Annotated in this window: 15 protein-coding genes and 1 riboswitch; of the genes, 8 read left to right on the top strand and 7 right to left on the bottom strand. The window is 34.1% G+C overall.

All coding sequences use genetic code 11. The features are described 5' to 3' along the window. Positions 1 to 104: 104 nt before the first annotated feature. Positions 105 to 1,628, top strand: a complete 1,524-nt coding sequence (locus H7U22_RS02765; protein WP_187069814.1) for a DUF2271 domain-containing protein — start codon at positions 105 to 107, stop codon at positions 1,626 to 1,628. Next, positions 1,609 to 2,283 (top strand): PepSY-associated TM helix domain-containing protein, encoded by a 675-nt coding sequence (locus tag H7U22_RS02760; RefSeq protein WP_222621784.1) that lies wholly within the window; start codon positions 1,609 to 1,611, stop codon positions 2,281 to 2,283. The genes H7U22_RS02765 and H7U22_RS02760 overlap by 20 nt, the downstream gene beginning before the upstream one ends. A 109-nt stretch (positions 2,284 to 2,392) precedes the next feature. Here H7U22_RS02760 and H7U22_RS02755 read toward each other — a convergent pair whose 3' ends face one another. Beyond that, entirely contained in the window at positions 2,393 to 3,619 is a 1,227-nt protein-coding gene (locus H7U22_RS02755) for a multidrug effflux MFS transporter (protein ID WP_187069813.1), read from the bottom strand. A 173-nt stretch (positions 3,620 to 3,792) separates the two neighbouring features. Between H7U22_RS02755 and H7U22_RS02750 the strand changes: the two genes are divergently transcribed. From H7U22_RS02750 to H7U22_RS02740, 3 genes are all read left to right on the top strand, one after another. Next, positions 3,793 to 4,563 carry a queuosine precursor transporter gene (locus tag H7U22_RS02750; RefSeq protein WP_187069812.1) on the top strand — a complete coding sequence of 257 codons (771 nt, stop codon included), beginning with the start codon at positions 3,793 to 3,795 and terminating at the stop codon, positions 4,561 to 4,563. 61 nt (positions 4,564 to 4,624) lie between these two features. After that, on the top strand, positions 4,625 to 5,425 hold the full coding sequence (locus tag H7U22_RS02745) for a type II toxin-antitoxin system antitoxin SocA domain-containing protein (protein ID WP_187069811.1): 801 nt from the start codon (positions 4,625 to 4,627) through the stop codon (positions 5,423 to 5,425). A 2-nt stretch (positions 5,426 to 5,427) separates the two neighbouring features. Next, positions 5,428 to 5,772, top strand: coding sequence for a hypothetical protein (locus H7U22_RS02740; protein ID WP_187069810.1), 345 nt, complete (start codon positions 5,428 to 5,430; stop codon positions 5,770 to 5,772). Between the two features lie 73 nt (positions 5,773 to 5,845). Here H7U22_RS02740 and H7U22_RS02735 read toward each other — a convergent pair whose 3' ends face one another. From H7U22_RS02735 to H7U22_RS02725, 3 genes are all read right to left on the bottom strand, one after another. After that, the gene (locus H7U22_RS02735; protein WP_187069809.1) at positions 5,846 to 7,090 is read right to left on the bottom strand and encodes a homoserine dehydrogenase; all 1,245 of its coding nucleotides are present in this window, start codon (positions 7,088 to 7,090) and stop codon (positions 5,846 to 5,848) included. 201 nt (positions 7,091 to 7,291) lie between these two features. Further along, a complete protein-coding gene (locus H7U22_RS02730; RefSeq protein WP_187069808.1) occupies positions 7,292 to 8,350 on the bottom strand; it encodes a homoserine O-acetyltransferase family protein in 1,059 nt (352 codons plus the stop codon). Positions 8,351 to 8,389: 39 nt separating this feature from the next. Continuing rightward, a complete protein-coding gene (locus tag H7U22_RS02725) occupies positions 8,390 to 9,706 on the bottom strand; it encodes an O-acetylhomoserine aminocarboxypropyltransferase/cysteine synthase family protein (protein ID WP_187069807.1) in 1,317 nt (438 codons plus the stop codon). A 286-nt stretch (positions 9,707 to 9,992) separates the two neighbouring features. Then, positions 9,993 to 10,103, bottom strand: a riboswitch (SAM riboswitch). 212 nt (positions 10,104 to 10,315) lie between these two features. Here H7U22_RS02725 and H7U22_RS02720 point away from each other — a divergent pair. Next, on the top strand, positions 10,316 to 11,320 hold the full coding sequence (locus H7U22_RS02720; RefSeq protein ID WP_187069806.1) for a hypothetical protein: 1,005 nt from the start codon (positions 10,316 to 10,318) through the stop codon (positions 11,318 to 11,320). Positions 11,321 to 11,525: 205 nt separating this feature from the next. Here H7U22_RS02720 and H7U22_RS02715 read toward each other — a convergent pair whose 3' ends face one another. Together H7U22_RS02715 and H7U22_RS02710 are read right to left on the bottom strand one after the other, a co-directional pair. Beyond that, on the bottom strand, positions 11,526 to 12,560 hold the full coding sequence (locus tag H7U22_RS02715; protein ID WP_187069805.1) for an HmuY family protein: 1,035 nt from the start codon (positions 12,558 to 12,560) through the stop codon (positions 11,526 to 11,528). A gap of 35 nt (positions 12,561 to 12,595) precedes the next feature. After that, positions 12,596 to 14,680: a TonB-dependent receptor plug domain-containing protein gene (locus H7U22_RS02710; RefSeq protein WP_187069804.1), complete on the bottom strand. Its 2,085-nt coding sequence runs from the start codon at positions 14,678 to 14,680 to the stop codon at positions 12,596 to 12,598. A gap of 101 nt (positions 14,681 to 14,781) precedes the next feature. On the opposite strand from H7U22_RS02710, the gene H7U22_RS02705 reads away from it, so the two are divergent. Continuing rightward, a complete protein-coding gene (locus H7U22_RS02705) occupies positions 14,782 to 15,723 on the top strand; it encodes a helix-turn-helix domain-containing protein (RefSeq protein ID WP_187069803.1) in 942 nt (313 codons plus the stop codon). A 20-nt stretch (positions 15,724 to 15,743) separates the two neighbouring features. Here the strand turns inward: H7U22_RS02705 and H7U22_RS02700 are convergent, their stop codons facing one another. Continuing rightward, on the bottom strand, positions 15,744 to 16,757 hold the full coding sequence (locus H7U22_RS02700) for a LacI family DNA-binding transcriptional regulator (protein ID WP_187069802.1): 1,014 nt from the start codon (positions 16,755 to 16,757) through the stop codon (positions 15,744 to 15,746). Positions 16,758 to 16,998: 241 nt separating this feature from the next. Between H7U22_RS02700 and H7U22_RS02695 the strand changes: the two genes are divergently transcribed. Then, positions 16,999 to 17,538, top strand: coding sequence for an RNA polymerase sigma factor (locus H7U22_RS02695; RefSeq protein WP_187069801.1), 540 nt, complete (start codon positions 16,999 to 17,001; stop codon positions 17,536 to 17,538). The last annotated feature ends 187 nt before the right edge of the window (positions 17,539 to 17,725 follow it).

Here is a 17,725-nt window from a genome sequence, read left to right as displayed (position 1 = left end):
AGAACAGGTTATTTTTGTATCATTTCAAATATATTTAATCGTTATCTATAATTAATCCAAATAAAGCCTTTTATTTGCAAAATAATATAAACTTTTCTCATTTTATGAAATTTAAGCACATACTTACCATTGGCTTACTTGTTGTTACGGCAACTGCCTTTGTAACGCCCAAGAAAGCATCACGAACTTTTGTATCCAACTACGAAAATGTATTGGGAACATCTTTAGAGTTAAAATTTAAAGCTTCAAATCAAGCTGATGCTGATCAAGCCGAAAATAATGCTTTAATGGAAATTGATCGATTAGATAACGTTTTAAGTGCTTATAAAACAGATAGCGAGTTTAGTAAGTGGATGAAAAATGGTAATCAAACTACAAAAATTTCTTCTGATTTATTTGAAGTTTTACAAGCTTTTGAAAATTATAAAACTTTAACTAATGGCGCTTTAGATGCATCAGCAGAAGTGATTTCTAAAGTTTGGAAGAAGGCATCAATAGAAAATCGTTTGCCATCTGGATCTGAATTACAAACTGCGGTAAATACGGTAAAGCAAAAGCATTATGTTTTGGATGAAAAATCCCAAACTGTTACACGTTTGGATGATGCTCCCTTAGCTTTGAATTCTTTCGCTAAAAGTTACATCATTAATAAAGCTGCAGATAAGGCAATCCACACAACAGGAATAGAAAACGTTGTCGTAAATATTGGTGGTGATATGGTTGTAAAAGGATCGCAATCAGAAAGTATAGAAATTGCAAACCCTATGGCAGATGCCGAAAATGATATAGCCTTAACTACGGTTAAAGTTTCAAATATGGCTGTTGCTACAAGCGGAAATTACCGCAGAGGTTTTAGCGTAAATGGAAAATGGTATTCTCATATTGTTGATCCACGTAACGGAAATCCAGTTTCTGAAATTATTAGTGCAACTGTAATTGCACCAAACGCTAGCGAAGCTGGTGCATTAGCAACTTCATTTAATATATTATCTGTTAAAGAAATTCAACAATTGGCTTCTACAAGAAATGATGTAGAATATATGTTGGTTGCCAAAAATGGTGATGAAATTAAAAGTAAAGGTTGGTCTAAATATGAAATAAAAGTAGAAAAGCCAGTTGCTCTATCAACCACCAATACCAAAGCAGATAAACTTTGGAATCCTAAATACGAATTGGTAGTAAATTTAGAAATTGCACAAATTGAAGGAATGAGAGTTCGTCGCCCATTTGTTGCTATTTGGGTAGAAGATGCTGCAAAATCACCCGTTCGTAACCTTGCTCTTTGGTATAACAAACCGCGTTGGTTACCAGATTTAAAATCTTGGACACGTACAAACGGTGATGAATTTAAAAAAGGTGCTGAAGGTAAATTAAGCTCTACAAGTTCTGCAACTCGCGGTCCTGGAAAATATAGCCTAGCTTGGGATGGTAAAGACGACAGCGGAAACTTAGTTAAAGCTGGTACGTACACCGTTTACATTGAGGTTGCCAGAGAACATGGAACTTATCAAATTCTTTCTCAAACAATGAAATTTACCGGTTCGGCAAAAAAAGTAGAATTAACTCCTAATACAGAATTAGCTTCAGCATCTCTTGACTACAGAAAAATTGCAACCCCAAAAAAGTAATGTAATTGCTGCGCCTTCTGGTTTAGGGAAAAAGGCAGTAAAAAAGGAAAGTGGAAAAGGCAAGGGTAAAAAGCGTTTAGCTGGTTTATCCCGTTGGTTGCACATTTATTTATCAATGGTAAGCTTTACCATATTATTGTTTTTCGCTGTGTCTGGTTTAACTTTAAATCATGCAGATTGGTTTACATCTGGTAAAGAAGTAGTAACTAAAGACTCTGGAAATGTGAATATTAAATGGGTAAACCAACCAGATACAACTAAAATTAACAAGTTGCAATTGGTAGAATACTTTAGAAACAAACATCAGGTTAAGGGAGCGTTGAGCGATTTTAGAATAGACGATCGCGAATGTAGCATGACTTTTAACGGTCCGGGTTATATCGCAGATTCTTTTGTTGATCGTGAGACAGGAAAGTATGAATTGACAGTAACCAGATTAGGTGTTTTTGCAGTTATAAATGATTTGCATAAAGGACGGGACTCCGGTAAGGCTTGGTCTTGGATTATTGATATCTCTGCTGTATTAATGACTTTGGTGTCTATCTCAGGGATCATTTTAATCTGTTTCATCAAGAAAAAGAGATTAAGTGGATTTATAATTGCAGCAGTGGGAACAGTAGCTTGCTACCTAATTTATAAGATATTTGTTCCTTAAAGAATTTGTTGAGGCGGCATCTATAAAAAAAGATTACCACAAAGGCACGAACTACACAAAGTTGGAGTAATCTTCTTTGTGTAGTTCGTGCCTTTGTGGTAAAACTAAATTAATGTGCAATAACCGCAGAATCGGCAGAAGCTTCTATTTCGGTTTTGATAAATCTTCCTCCAATTAGCAAACAAAATAAGGCTATAAATGCTGCAATTGTCATAACTAATGGCATCGGCACAACAGAATGTTCGCTAAATAAACTTACCATTACCGATGCTAAAGCACCTAATCCCATTTGCAAAGCGCCCATTAATGCAGATGCGCTCCCAGCGTTCTTGCTAAATGGCGCTAAAGATAGCGCAGCTGCATTTGGATTTATTAAGCCTAAACAGCAAAGAAATAGCGCTATAAAACCAATCGTTGAGTATAGGTTTAACCAATCGTTTAAAGCGAAGAGCAAAAATATTAAGCTGAAAATGCATTGAGCAACTAAAGCCCAGGTTACAATTTTCTTGCTGCTAAACCATCTCAATATTAGGCTATTTACTTGACTAGAGCCAATAAAAGCAACAGACAATAAAGCGAAAATCCATCCATAGCCTGTTTTACTTACTTCATAAATTTTCATAAAAACAGTTGGAGATGAAGATACATAAGCAAATAAACCAGAAAAGGTTATCGAGCCAATTAAAGCATAAGTATAAAATTGAGGTTCTTTTAAAACGAGGAGAAAATTAGTTAAAATAGGTTTTGGTTTTAAAGAGTAACTGGGATCTGGTTTGTAGCTTTCGGGCAATTTAAAAATGGTGGCTAATAACATCAAAACAGCCATAAAACCTAAAAACACGAAAACGTATTTCCAGCCCAAAGCAGAGATTAGATAACCTCCAGCTGTTGGTGCAAGCATTGGCGAAACTGCAATTACAAGCATTAGAGATGCGAAAACTTTCGGACTTTCTTCTACCGTAAATAAATCTCTAACCATTGCAACAGATGCTACTGCTGTGGCACAGCTTCCTATTGCTTGTACAAAGCGGAGAAAAATTAATTGATTAACATCTGTAACCGCCAAACAGCCAATCGATGCAACAATGTAAAGCGCTAAACCAAAATAAAGAGGTTTCTTTCTGCCGTATTTATCTAGCAGTGGTCCATATAAAAGTTGCCCAACAGAGATTCCAATAAAAAAGCTTGATAATGAAAGAGATACGGCAGATTCTGTTGTGTGTAAATCTTTGGCAATATCAATAAAGCCCGGCAAATACATATCAATCGAAAATGGACCTAACGCGGCTAAGGAGCCCAAAATTAAAATGAGATAGAAGTGCTGTTTCTTAGCCATAAGGATTTCCGATTTTTTGAAGTCGCAAAGATTGGGAGATTTAAGTTCTTAAACTATTTTTAAGGTCGAATGATTGTAAAAAGGAGTAACATCATTGTAAATAATTTGAAAATTATAAAAATTCATGTTTTCGTCTGTAAATCTGAAGTATTTTATTTTTAGATTTATGGTCTATGACTTTTAAAACGAAAGAAAGCCGTTTATTACTCATTTTGGGTAGTTTTTTTGTGGCAAATGCAATATTATCAGAGTTTATTGGAGTTAAATTATTTAGTGTAGAGGAAACGCTCGGGTTTAATAAGCTCGATATTAATTTATTTGGCGTTCCGCATCTTTCATTTGTAATGTCTGCAGGCGTGTTGACTTGGCCAATCATCTTCATCATGACAGATATAATTAACGAATATTTTGGCGTTAAGCAAGTTAGGTTCTTATCCATTTTAACATCCATTCTTATCGCATTTGCCTTTCTTGTCGTTTGGGGATCTATGCATTTAAGTGCAGCAGATTTCTGGGTTCATCAAAACATAAATGGCGAAGATTTAAATATGAATAATGCCTTCGCAGGCATTTTTGGTCAAGGAATGTGGATTATTGTAGGTTCAATTACCGCCTTTATTATTGGCCAAATGGTTGATGTAGTTATTTTTCATAGAATCAAGAAAATTACTGGAGAGCGAGCTTTATGGCTTCGTGCAACTGGCTCCACATTGGTTTCTCAGTTTGTGGATAGTTTTGTAGTAATTTTTATCGCATTCTACATAAACCCGCAATATCATTACAGTTGGCAACAGGTATTCGCAATAGGTTTGGTAGGCTACACTTATAAATTTATTGTTGCCATTTTAATGACACCAATTCTTTATATCGTACATAGAATTATCGATGGATATTTGGGCAAAGATTTAGCTCATAAGCTAATGGATATGGCTGGTAGGGGATAAATAAATGTTTTATTATCGAACATAGTGTTGTTTTATATTAAAACTATTTGTATTTTTGTTTATGGATTTTGAAATTTCAAAAAAACAAATAGGAGAACGTATTATCGGCTTGCGCTCAAAAAGAGGGCTTTCTCAAGACGAATTAGCTAAAAATATCGGCATTTCACGGCCATCTTTAACACAATTAGAATTAGGGAATAGGAGTTTGAGTTTAACTGAACTTCAAAAATTATCAGCTTTATTTGGATTTTCTTTAGATGATTTTATGTCTAAAGATTTTGATGCTACTCAAAATTTAGAAGTTCCCTCAAATTTAAATCCCGATCAAATTACAGAGCGTATCTCTGTTCCAACGCTAAATGTAAATAAGTTTAAAAACATTTTACTTTACATTTTGGAGCGTTGTGCCGGCAAGCCAAATGTTGGCGAAACAGTCTTATACAAATTGCTTTATTTTTCTGATTTTAATTATTACGAGTTATATGAGGAACATTTAACAGGAGCGGCGTATAAAAAACTTCCCTATGGTCCTGTTCCGCAAAAGCTAGATTCAATTTTGAATCAAATGATTGGCGAAAATCAAATTCAAAGAATAAAAACCGAATATAAAGGCTTTCCTCAAAAACGATATTTACCATTAGAAAAGGCTAATCTGATCGAATTAAAAGCAAGTGAAAAGGATGTCATTGATAAGGTTATCCAGCAAATGAGTGATTGGTCTGCAACAGCAATAAGTGATTATTCTCATAAAGATTTGCCTTGGGAAGTTACAGAAGAAGGTAAAAATATTAGTTACAATTTGGCTTTTTATCGAGAGCTTCCTTATTCTGTTCGGGTTTACGATGAGGATGAAAACGATTAGTTATGCTGTTTGAAGCACTTAGCGAATTTGAAAGAGATTTAAAAAAGCTTTTAAAAAAATATCGAAGTCTTAATTCCGATCTTGAAGATGTAAAAATTATTTTGAGGATTAAACCTGATGACCGAAATCCTTTTAGTTTTAGAATTGACAATCTAGGAATACTGACTTGTGTAATTAAAGTTAAAAAGATTACTTGTGATAGCTTAAAAGGAAGAGGAGTAAACTCGGGCTTGAGATTAATTTATGCATATTTTCCTAATGATAAAAAGATCGTATTCATTGAGCTTTATCATAAAAACGATAAGGAAAACGAGGATAGGCAAAGAATATTAGATAGTTTTAAATAACACAAAAGGTCGGACTCGCTCCGACCTTTATGCTTAACAACAAAACAAATAAAAAAAATTAACCTTAAAAAAATTATAAAACAGCTTCTGCTTCGGCAAAATTACTGGTAGAAATTTTTTCTTCTTTATAAATCTGTCTTCCGGTGTAGGCAATAAATACAGCCTCATCCAAAAGCAAATCGCGATTTTTAATTAGGTTTTCTAACTTAACCGTTCCGATAACATATTTATAACTACTAGCCGAATAGCGTTCGCTGATGTTATCAAATTCTAATAGCGTAATTAAATCTTCATCGGCAAAACGCAAATAAATTTCCAATAAAATATTTTCTGTGTGCGTTACACCGTTTTCCTGATGGTATTTTTTATACTCGTAACGGTAATCATATCGCAAAGCAGCAATATCCGATAAAACTGCTGCACCAGTTGGATGACCTCCAGCGCCTTTACCAAAGAAGAATTGTTTATCTGCAAATGCTGCTTGAACGGTTACAGCATTGTACTCATTTTCAACATTGTACAAGAAATCATCTTTGGCTACAAGCTTCGGCAAAACGTAGGTAACAATTTGTTTTGTATTTACCTTTCTCGCCGTAGGAACCAATTTAATTTTGAAGTTTTTTTCTTTCGCATAATTGATATCATACTGTGAAAGATTCTGGATCCCAATATTCAAAATATTATCTGGGTTGATAAACAAACCGTAAGCGTGAGCTGTAGCAATTGCGAGTTTATATTTAGGATCATAGCCTCCTACATCCAAAATCGGATCAGTTTCTGCAAAACCTAAATCTTGAGCCTCTTTTAAAGCTGAGCCATAACTTTGATTCTCATTGAAAATTTTCGATAGAATATAATTTGATGAACCATTAAAAATACCACTTAATGCATGGAATAATTCATTATCATAGTACTCTTCTAAATTGCGGATAATCGGAATACTTCCACAAACCGCACCCTCATATAAAAGTGATGTACCGTACTCTTTTTGTAAATCTACCAACTCTTTCAAATGCGTAGCAATCATCTTTTTGTTTGCCGAAACTACATTTTTACCGCTTTTAAGTGCTCTAGTTACAATTTCATAAGCTGCATCTGCATCATTAATCAACTCAACAACAGTATTAATTTCAGAATTGTCTAAAATCTCATCACGGTTAGTGGTAAATAAATCTTTATTTAGGCTACGTTTTTTTCTTGGATCTTTAATCGCAATTTTAATAATCTCCAAGTTTAAGTTCTGGCTTTGAATAATATCCAACAAACCTTGTCCTACAACTCCGAAACCAAATAAACCAATTTTTAAGTTCTTACTCATGTTATTTATAGTATCAAGTAGCGAGTATCAAGTATCCAGAGAGGATACTTAAAAATCATTTGGCTACTTTAAATTTATTTTATGTTTTTATTTTGTTTTACCACTGATCGAATAAATAGATAAAAATTTGAATTTCTATCCGTGTTCATCCTTTTTATCTGTGGTTAATTAATCTTTTAGTAATACTTTATACCTTAAACTTTACGCTGTATGCTGAAGTTGAATGATCTTTTTATTACTGCTTTCCTTTATAAAATTTCCGATGATGTTAGTTAAGGCATTAGTTTCGATTAAGAAACCATCATGACCATAATCAGAATGCAAAGCACAGAATTCGGCTCCGTGAATGTGATCTGCCAAATATTTCTGTTCTGAAAGTGGAAATAAAACATCATTTTCAATTCCGATTACCAAAGTATTTGCTTTAATAAGTCTTAAAGCATCGGCAATGCTTTTACGGTTTCTACCTACGTTATGGCTATCCATTGCTTTGGTTAAATAATAATAACTGTAAGCATTAAAGCGATTTATTAATTTTTCGCCTTGATAATTCTGATAGGAAGATGCCCTGAAATTGTCTGTTTTATCATTAACGCTTTCAACTTGTGTATTTCCATAAGCACTGTAAGTTCTGTAACTTAAAAGCGCTATACTCCGTGCCACTTTTAAGCCTTTACTACCTCCATTTGGTTTGTTCGCAAAAAAAGTACGATCGGAGGTTATCGCCAATCGCTGACTTTCATTAAATGCAATTCCCCATGGAGAATGAGCTGCATTTGTGGCAACTAAAATTAAATTTTCAATTTTATTCGGCTCAGAAATACTCCACTCAACTGCTTGTTGACCACCTAGAGAACCACCAATTAAAACCTTAATATGATCAATACCTAAATGGGTTGCTAAAAGTTGATGTGCAGAAACGAAATCGCGAATGGTAAACTGTGGAAAAGCCAAATAATATGGTAAGCCTGTAACTGGATTGGTGCTTAAAGGGCTAGTTGTTCCGTAATTTGAACCTATAACATTGGCACAAATAATAAAATGATCATTCGGGTTAAATAGTGAATTCTGACCAAATAATCCTTCCCACCATTCAAATACATCTGAATTAGCCGTTAGGGCATGGCAAACCCAAATTACATTATCTTTTTTAGCATTTAGCCTGCCATAAGTTTGATATGCAATTTGAAGGTTACGTATTTTTTTTCCGTTCTCTAATTTAAATTGTTTGGGATAACTATATGTGGATACTGTGCTCATTCTAAATTATATTGTTGTTAAATCTCGGATCGAAAAATATTAAGCGTTGCTAGCAGAGCCAATTGTGGCAAATGCCTGTTCAAAATCTGCCTTAATATCATCAATATGCTCTATGCCAACAGAAACTCGCAAAGCATTTGGTTTAACGCCAGCAGCCAATTGCTCCGTTTCGCTTAACTGCTGGTGCGTAGTTGCCGATGGCTGAATAATTAAAGTTTTTGCATCGCCAACATTGGCTAAGTGAGAAACCAATTTTAAGCTATCAATTACTTGAGTCGCATTTTCCTTGCTTCCAATTAATTCAAATGAAAGCACTGCGCCGAATCCGTTACTAAGATATTTTTTTGCTAGATTATTATATTTACTGCTCGCTAAACCAGGATAATGAACTTCTTTAACCAAAGGATGATTCTCTAACCAAGTAGCCAATTCCAAAGCATTATCCACATGGCGTTGAACACGAAGTGATAAAGTTTCCAAACCCTGAAGCAATAAAAAAGAGTTGAATGGTGAAAGCGCAGGACCTAAATCTCTTAATCCTTCAACACGAGCACGTATTATAAATTGAATATTACCGAAAGGACCTCCAATTCCAAAAACATCATTAAAAACTAAGCCATGGTATCCTTCTGATGGTTCTGTAAATTGAGGGAATTTTCCATTGCCCCAATTGTAATTTCCGCCATCTACGATAACGCCACCAATACTTGTTCCATGTCCGCCAATCCATTTTGTAGCAGATTCTACAACGATATTTGCTCCATGCTCTAAAGGCTTAAATAAATAACCGCCAGCCCCAAAAGTATTATCAACTATGAAAGGCAAATCATGCTTTTTCGCAATCGCAGCAATTTTTTCGAAATCTGGAATGCTAAACGCCGGATTGCCAATGGTTTCTAAATAGATTGCTTTTGTTTTCTCTGTAATTTTTTGTTCAAATTCTTCAGGAACATCTGGGTTTGCAAAATCGACGTGAATGCCCAAACGTTTAAATGCAACCTTAAATTGATTGTAGGTTCCACCATAAATATGGGAAGATGAAACAATGCTATCACCCACCTCTAGAATATTATTTAATGCGATAAATTGTGCCGCCTGACCTGATGCTACCGCCAATGCCGAAACTCCGCCTTCTAATGCTGCAATACGCTTTTCAAAAACATCGTTGGTTGGATTCATAATCCTAGTGTAGATATTTCCAAACTCTTTTAAGGCAAATAAATTAGCACCGTGTTCGGCATTTTTAAATCCGTAAGAAGTGGTTTGATAGATTGGAACTGCTCTAGAACCAGTTGTTGGATCTATTTCCTGACCAGCGTGTAATTGTAAGGTTTCAAATTTATATGAAGTTGACATTTTTTTAAAGATTGAATGAAGTGATGGTTGAATGAATAATTCAGAATTTTAAAGAAAATCATAAAGCTGAAAATCAAAAAAATAGTGCAGGGCGTATCCCGATTTATCGGGACCTTCCAATTTGAAAAACAAAAAAGGAAGATTTTTGAAGTTATTGCATGCAACAGCACATACAGCAAATGGCTTGTGCAGGGCAACAAATAATAGAAACAGAATTTTCTACCTTTTTAAGGTTCAAACTAGGTTCGCTTAGCGATTGAAGATTTAATGTTTTCATCAAGTTAATAATTTATATCTCCAAATAACACCATGTTATCTGGTCAGGAATTGGCACCTTCTCTTTCTGAGGGTTGCCAGTGGGTCACAGAGCCAGTCTCTCGCCACTTCTTTATAAATCAACCTGTGAAGATTGACTTTTATTTAGCTTTCACCAAATAATATTCCAAATGTCTGAAATATATTTCAAACAACAAAATTATATTTTGAAAAACAAATAACTATCTGTAAATCAAATTTGTAATTTTGCTCAGTAAACTTATTTTGTTTATTTAATAAAGAATTAATCTTAAAAATTTTAAGTTTGTGATACCTATCTAATCTTAATTAACTATGAAAAACGTAAAATCAGCTTGCATCACATTACTATTTCTGCTTGGCATTTCTACTGTCCATGCTCAATTTGGTGGATTGAAAGATAAATTATTGAAAGTCGGCGCATCACAAGGCGCCAAAGCTTTAGGGGTAGATAAATTATTAAAGCAACCAGCCGCAATTACTACAGCTTTTGAAGATGTGAATAGAGAAGGGGAGATGATGCCAGATTTTAAGGCAAAAGAGAAGGCACAACCTTTGTATTTATTACCTAAAAATCCGGATGGTGGTTTTGTACTTTGTGCGGGTTTGTACGAAATGACAAATAAAAGTTACTGCCTTAAAGCAGGAACTTTTGCACCATCAAAAGGAGATGGTTATATGTTTGCGCCTGTTTTGGGCCCGAAAGAAGAAATTGTAATCTCTATTTTAAAGAGTGCCGAAAAGCATCCAGATGTAGAACAACACGATATTCAAGTTTTATTGTGGACAATTATTGCCAGAACAAAATTTGCCGATTACTCTGGTCAGGTTAAATTAACAGCAATACAATTATTAACCACCAAACAACTTACACAATTAGAAGGTGGTGCATTAGGCGTTTTACCATTCGATGTAATGGAGAAAGCTAAAGATCAACTTCCCTCAGGAATTAAGGCTGTTTTTGAGGCCGAAAATAACATTCGCCAACTTGTAGCCTCAGGAAATTACACTTACGCTGACATGGAAAAATATGCGATTATAGCTGGTATGGCGCCACCAAGAAGTGATGTTCCCAGCGGTATTTGGACCAAACATCCTGATGGTTATTATATTCGTTATTTCCCTTCAGGCTATTCAATTACGAAAGTGCAGGTTTATGTGCCGAAAGAATTAATTGCAAGTGGAACCAAAATTATTTATGATGCTGCTGGAGATATAGCTTGTCCAGCAAATACAGGTTCTCAGCGCTTGGCACAAACTAATGAACCTTTAAATCCTAATTACGGATTAAAATTAACCACGATTTGTAATCCTAAATAGATTTTTAAAATGAGCGGCATTGTAATTCTTAGGGATTTGATATCCCGTTTTTTGCTGTAGCCCCAAAGAAAAATTGGGAGCTGGCTACATCCGCTCTAAAAGAAAAGATTGTAAAAAACCCTTTAAAAGATAAAGCCTTCCATCGCGAAAGGCATTTATCCAACTAACAAAACATATTATCTAAAATTAGAAAGAGAGAAAACCTTTATCCCTTTTTAATTAATTTATATTCGAAAACAGGCTTACCACGTTCTCCACCATCACTTCCTACACCCATACTTATAAACCTGAGCTTGTAAACATTTCCAGCAATATCTTTAACAACATAAAAACGATCTGTTTTAATACCTGTTCCGGTTGTTACTCTCCATTTGCTACCAATAGCATCTCTTGTAGTAAGAAAGGTTAAGCCAGTTATATTGGTTTCAGCAAAACTCGTATAAGTTAGTGTAGTTGTAGCAACAACTTCTGCAGCAGAAACTCCAGCTAAATTATTAATAGAAATAAAATCTTGAAACCAATAAGGCGAGCCTAATCCAGAATTATAAGTGCTGTAACTCCAAGAGATATCCCATCCAGCTTTAACGGGTTCCGCCAAAACTGTTTTATTGTTTTCTAATGAAACGAAAACCAAGTTATAATCTGCGTTTTTAGTTACATCTAAAGTTTTAATAGTGGTTTCATTCAGTCTTGCATACTGAACTTTATAACCAGTTCCATTACGAGTAATCTTAACTTTAAACCATTTGTCTTTATCCTTACTACCTTCGAAACTGATTACATAAACTTTATTTTCAGCATCTGTAGCGCTTACTTCTGCAAATGCCGTTTTTGTAATGTCACCATCCCAATAATCAACCAATGAAACAGTAAGAGGGTCGCTTATGTCGTGATTCAAGTTTACCACCGTTCCAGGATCGGCTACTGTTACGGTTGTAATATCTGTTTTAGATGTTGCTGCAGCCGTTGTTTGATAAGATGCATTGAGTACAACTCTAAATCTGCTGTCAGAAGTTAAGCCAAAGTTGAAACTTTTTCTATCAACAGCGCTTTGTTTGTCTGTACTAAAATCCGCAAACACAATATTTGCATAATTAGATTCAGTGGTTTTTCCACTTAGGGTTAGGGTGCTGCCATCGCTTGGCGGAACAACAATTATAGGTTCCTCAGTATCTTTCTTACAAGAGCTAAAAGTGAACATTAACAATGCGATCGCAGTAATTGAGTTTAATTTATTCATTTTTTAAATTTTAAGTATTTAATTTTTATCTGTTATTAATTTTTATTCCAATTGAAAATCAATCCAAAAACATAAGATCTTCCATAGCTAAATGGCACAGCAGAACCTCCTGTGCTATGTGCGCCACCACTTGCTGTTGATGTATTGGTTAATTTGGTTACATTTAATAGGTTTTTTATACCTGCATTTAAGGTTATATATTTATAGATGTTCTTGTTAAGCATTAAATCTGCTAGGTGAAATGAACCAATTTCAGTAAGTTTTAAAGTTTGTACGCCGCTTAACGTAGTAGATTGATAGTTTGGTAAGTTCCCTGTGTATTTATAAAATAAACTGATATTGCCATTTATTTTAGGGAAAGAGTAGCTCAAGTTTGCAGTAAGTTCTGGAGCCCAACTAAATTCTGGAATATCGAGGGTGGCATCAGTTTCTAATAAATCATTATACCTTCCGATATAGGAAATGCCAACATTAGCGTTTAAGTTTTTATAAATGAAGGTGTTATCTAATGTACCGCCAAGCGTTTTGTAGTTTAAAACATTAATTAATGTGGTAACTGAAGCATCAGTTGCAGATTGTGCGAAAGTTATCCTGTTTTTAAACTGGTTGTAAAATCCGGCTAGGGTAGAGCGAAATTGTAATTCTTGGCTATGAATTCCAGCCCAAGCCAACGAACCATTAAAACTGTTTGATTCTTCTGCCTTTAAGTTTGGGTTGCCAAAAATGTTATGACTCGCATCTACAAAATCATAATAAAGTTCTCTCAATGCTGGAGATCTGAATCCTCTTGCATAAGCCATTCGAAAATCTAAATCATCATTTAGACTAAATTTTGTATTTAAAGATGGGATAATTGGAGGTGCATCATAAACTGAGTTTTTGATAAACCTTAACCCTGTCCTGATGTTTATTCCCTTTGCAGGCTTAATTTCCGAAGAAATAAATAATGCATAATCATTAATTGATGGTGATCCACTAATCCTTGCGCCACTTGCAGCATCGCGATTAAACTCAAAACCTGGTTGAAAAGAAACCATATTATTCAATTTATAAAGTACGGTGGCTCTAAAAATTGAAGCATTAAATTTAGCAACATCTTGAGTGCCTAGCTCAGTACTTAAGGTTTCAATATTCGTAGTAAAATCGTGATTTACAGTTTTGGTAGCCCTTTTTAAATTGGTATATCCAGCTATCGCTATTAATTGTAACCTATCATTCAAATTCCATTCTGATTGAAGCTGATTGGTAGATCTGTTGGTTTTGTAGGTTTGAAATACCGCCTTATAGTTTAGGGTATTCATTCCACCTCTACTATCAATCGTTTCCTCTAAACCATCTAGGCGATACCAGATGTTAAATTTTGCATTTCTGTAACCAATTTTGGTATTGCCCAACCATTGTTCTTTTGGTTTCCATCTATTTCCTGCAGCTATTTCTGCATCAACCTCCTCTCTAGGCGTGGTACTTGAGCCTATATTCCAGCCCCCAAAATCATTGTGTGTAAATCCGGCTAAAACACTCCAACCCCTGTTCTGCCAGCTTGCACTTAGATTTTGTATGTGAGAACCCTTTCCGCTGATAGCTTCATATTCATTGCCAACGGTTTCTTCTTGAACCCGAGCACTGATGTTTAATAAAGATTTACCTGCATTTTTAGTAATGATATTGATTACGCCTGCCAAAGCATCGGTTCCGTAAACGACAGACATTGGCCCTTCTACAATTTCAATCCGCTCAACCGTGTTAATATCGATTTGATTTAAACTTTCTCGCGTATCAGAACGATCAACCATCGGAACTCCATCCAAAAGAATTTTAACATTTCTGCCTGTCATTCCCATCAATTGAATATCGGATGTACTAAGCATTAAGTCGTTGCTAAAACGAAATCCAAGTTCTGTACTTAATACTTGTTGAACACTTGTGGCTGCCCTCAAACTTATTTTTTCTGCACTTATTGTTCGAACATTGTAAACAGAATTTTTTAAAGTTTGCGGGCTAAACTGACCGGTGATAACAACATCTTTCAAATCTTTTGCCCTCGTGGTATCCACTTTAATTTCTTGTGCAACAGCCAAAATTGTACAAAGTGATAAAGCAATTGATAAATATATCTTCATTTATTTAGACTAATTATAAATAATTATGCAAATTTGTAGATAATCAGATTATGCAGATAACGCCAAACGGATAATTTATGCCGTTAAACGGATTAATAATTATGGAAATTAAACTCTCGGACCATACCACAAAAAAGATTTTGTTTGAAAATACTTACCCTGGAAATTTTAATGGTGGAAATGATATAGATGAACATCAAGCCCATTTAGTAGAAGAAGATTATAGTATAAATATTAAGGAAAAGTGGTTTGAGGGTATTCACATCAGTATTGTAAAAATTAGTTGTGCAAGTTTAACTGAGTTTAAGTTTGAATTAAGCCAAAATCATATTGGGTTTCTGTTCTGTTTAGAGGGAGAAGCTGAATATTTTGATCTGCATAAAAAACGATTTCTATCTATAGGTAAAGATCAACAAGATGTGAGTTTAGGTAAAATGAATCAAGTTATCTTTCGAGTTCATGAAGAGGTTAAATGTGTTTTTATCCAGCTTACTCAAGCTTATTTCTTTAAAATTACCAATAAAGAATTCGATCCAAACCTTTCATCATTTAAAGAGATTTACATTTCTCCTGAAATAGCGTTAATTCTGCATAGCCTAATTAATCACCAATATGAGGGAAGAATTAAGCGATTATTTATAGAATCGAAAATTTTCGAACTGGTTATTCAGTTTATTAATAAAAAGGAATCAAGAGCAATAATTTCCTTAAAAGCGGATGACATTAAGAAAATTTTGTTGGCTAAAAAATTAATTGAAGACGATTTACAATCGCCAAGTTCGTTGATCGAGTTATCACGAAAGGTTGGGATTAATGATTACAAACTTAAAAAGGGGTTTAAGGAAATAACAGGAAATACGGTATTTGGCTATCTATACAAACTTAGAATGGATAAGGCGCATCAATTATTATCTATAGAAAAAAAGACCGTTGGAGAGGTTTCTTTTCTGGTTGGATATAAAAATGCGCAACATTTTATTGTAGCCTTTAAAAAACAATATAATATTTTACCCAGTAGCTTAAAGAGGAATAAAGAAACTTAGCGCAAACGTTTGATTTAAAATTATTTGTCTTCGTTTATAACCAAATCCGATTCTACAATTGTATTGTAATAGGCTTGGTTTTCTGCGTTAGGTGCATTTATTAAATCGAGCAAAATGTTTGCAGCTTTTTGTCCTTGCAAATATGGATATTGCTCAACCGACGCAATGGGAGAGTTATCGATATAGCTAATGATGGGTAAATTGGCATAGCTCACCAAATCAAAATCTTGAATAATATTTAATTTTTTTAGATATTTTATTAAAAAAAGTGCCAAATAATCATTAAAAGCAACAATGGCAGTTGGTTTTCTTTTATGATTTATAAATTGATTTGCAGCATCAATAGTGCCTTGTTCAGTTAAATCGCAATTAACAATTAACGATGGATCGTACTTTAAACGGTTAAAGGTAATGGCTTGCATATAACCATCTTTACGCTCGTTACTCGCAAATAAAGTGGTTGGTCCATTAATCATTGCAATAGTTCTATGACCCTTTTTTAACAGGAAATTTACTGCTTTGATTGTTGCATTTTCTATACTACAAGCTACGTAGTGCACATTTTTAAAAGGTGGAATCCGATCAAAAAATACAACTGGAATATTAAAAGAGCTGAGTTTTTCAAAGTGATCAAACTTAGAAGTATCCTTACTGATGGAAACTAAGAGTCCATCAACACGTTGGTTTTTCATCTTTTCTACTAATCTAACTTCTTGTTCGTAACTATCGTGAGATTGAGCAAAAATTACAGTATAGTTTTTCTTTAAAAGCTCATCTTCAATTGCAGAAATGGCTGTAGAAAAAAAATGTTCAGAAAGTTCAGGTAAAATTACACCGATAGTATAGGTTTTCCCTTTCTGAAAAAGAATCGCTGTATTATTTGGTTCATAATTGAGCGATTTGGCCAATTGCTTAATTTTTTCTCTGGTAACGGCACCAATACTTGGATGATCGTGTAAACCTCTAGAAACACTAGATGGAGAAATATTTAAAATTTTGGCGATTTCCTTTATCGTTGTGGGTTTCGATTGCATTTTAATTATTAAAACAATATAAAATTTTTAGTAGGGGTAGTTTATTAGCTTAATCAAACGTTTGCGTGTTTTTTTTAGCTTGTTTCTTCGGCGCAATATATAAATATATATAGATTCGATGAATAAAACGAGCATAATTGGAGAAAATTAAGTGCGTTTGATATTATAGTTTGGAATGAAAACTCCCCAATAATTAATAGTTAAATGGCCTTTTAATTAAAGGGTATTTTAAAATTACTGTATGAAGAATACGCTGGAAACTGAATTTTTTAAACTTGTAAAATGCGATAAGCACAAAGCTATTCAAATGGTTTTTAATGCATATTGGAACACTCTTTATCAGCATGCTGTAAAGAAAGGTCAATGCAAAAGCATGGTGCAAGATTTGGTTCAAGATTCATTTATATCTTTTTGGGATAAATTGGACACAATAAATCCTAAGGAAAGTGTTCTGGCTTATTTGTATGCTATTCTAAAAAATAAAACTTTAAAGTTTTACGAAAAAGACGAGGTCCGTTCTCGCTACATCATCAGCCTGTCTTCATTTGGAATCGTATCCGACTCAAATGCTCAAAATATCATTATTGAAAAAGAACTAAAGCATATTATAAACAGAGAAATTGAAAGGATGCCACCCAGAATGAAAGAGATTTATAACTTAAAAAAAGAGGAAGAACTTTCAATAAAACAAATTGCAACTGGACTTTCGCTTTCAGAACAGACTATAAAAAATCAACTCCAAATGGCTTATCAAAGATTAAGAACAAGGGTTAGGGCATAAAAAAACGAGAAGTGTTCGTACCACTTCCCGTTAAAGGTTTTGGAATTAACCATGCCGTAAAGAATAAATTCTAAACTGCAAAACAGTAAGTTATCTAAGCTATAATGTTTTAAACCCGTATAAAGGTATAAAATTTACCGTAACCTTTGTTCTTGATCTTTTTTTAATAGTTAAGAATATCCAGCTA

It is taken from the genome of Pedobacter fastidiosus (assembly GCF_014306625.1).
Lineage (GTDB): Bacteria > Bacteroidota > Bacteroidia > Sphingobacteriales > Sphingobacteriaceae > Pedobacter > Pedobacter fastidiosus.
The sequence above is the reverse complement of the archived record's forward strand: the minus strand, read 5'-3'. Positions and strand labels throughout refer to the sequence as shown.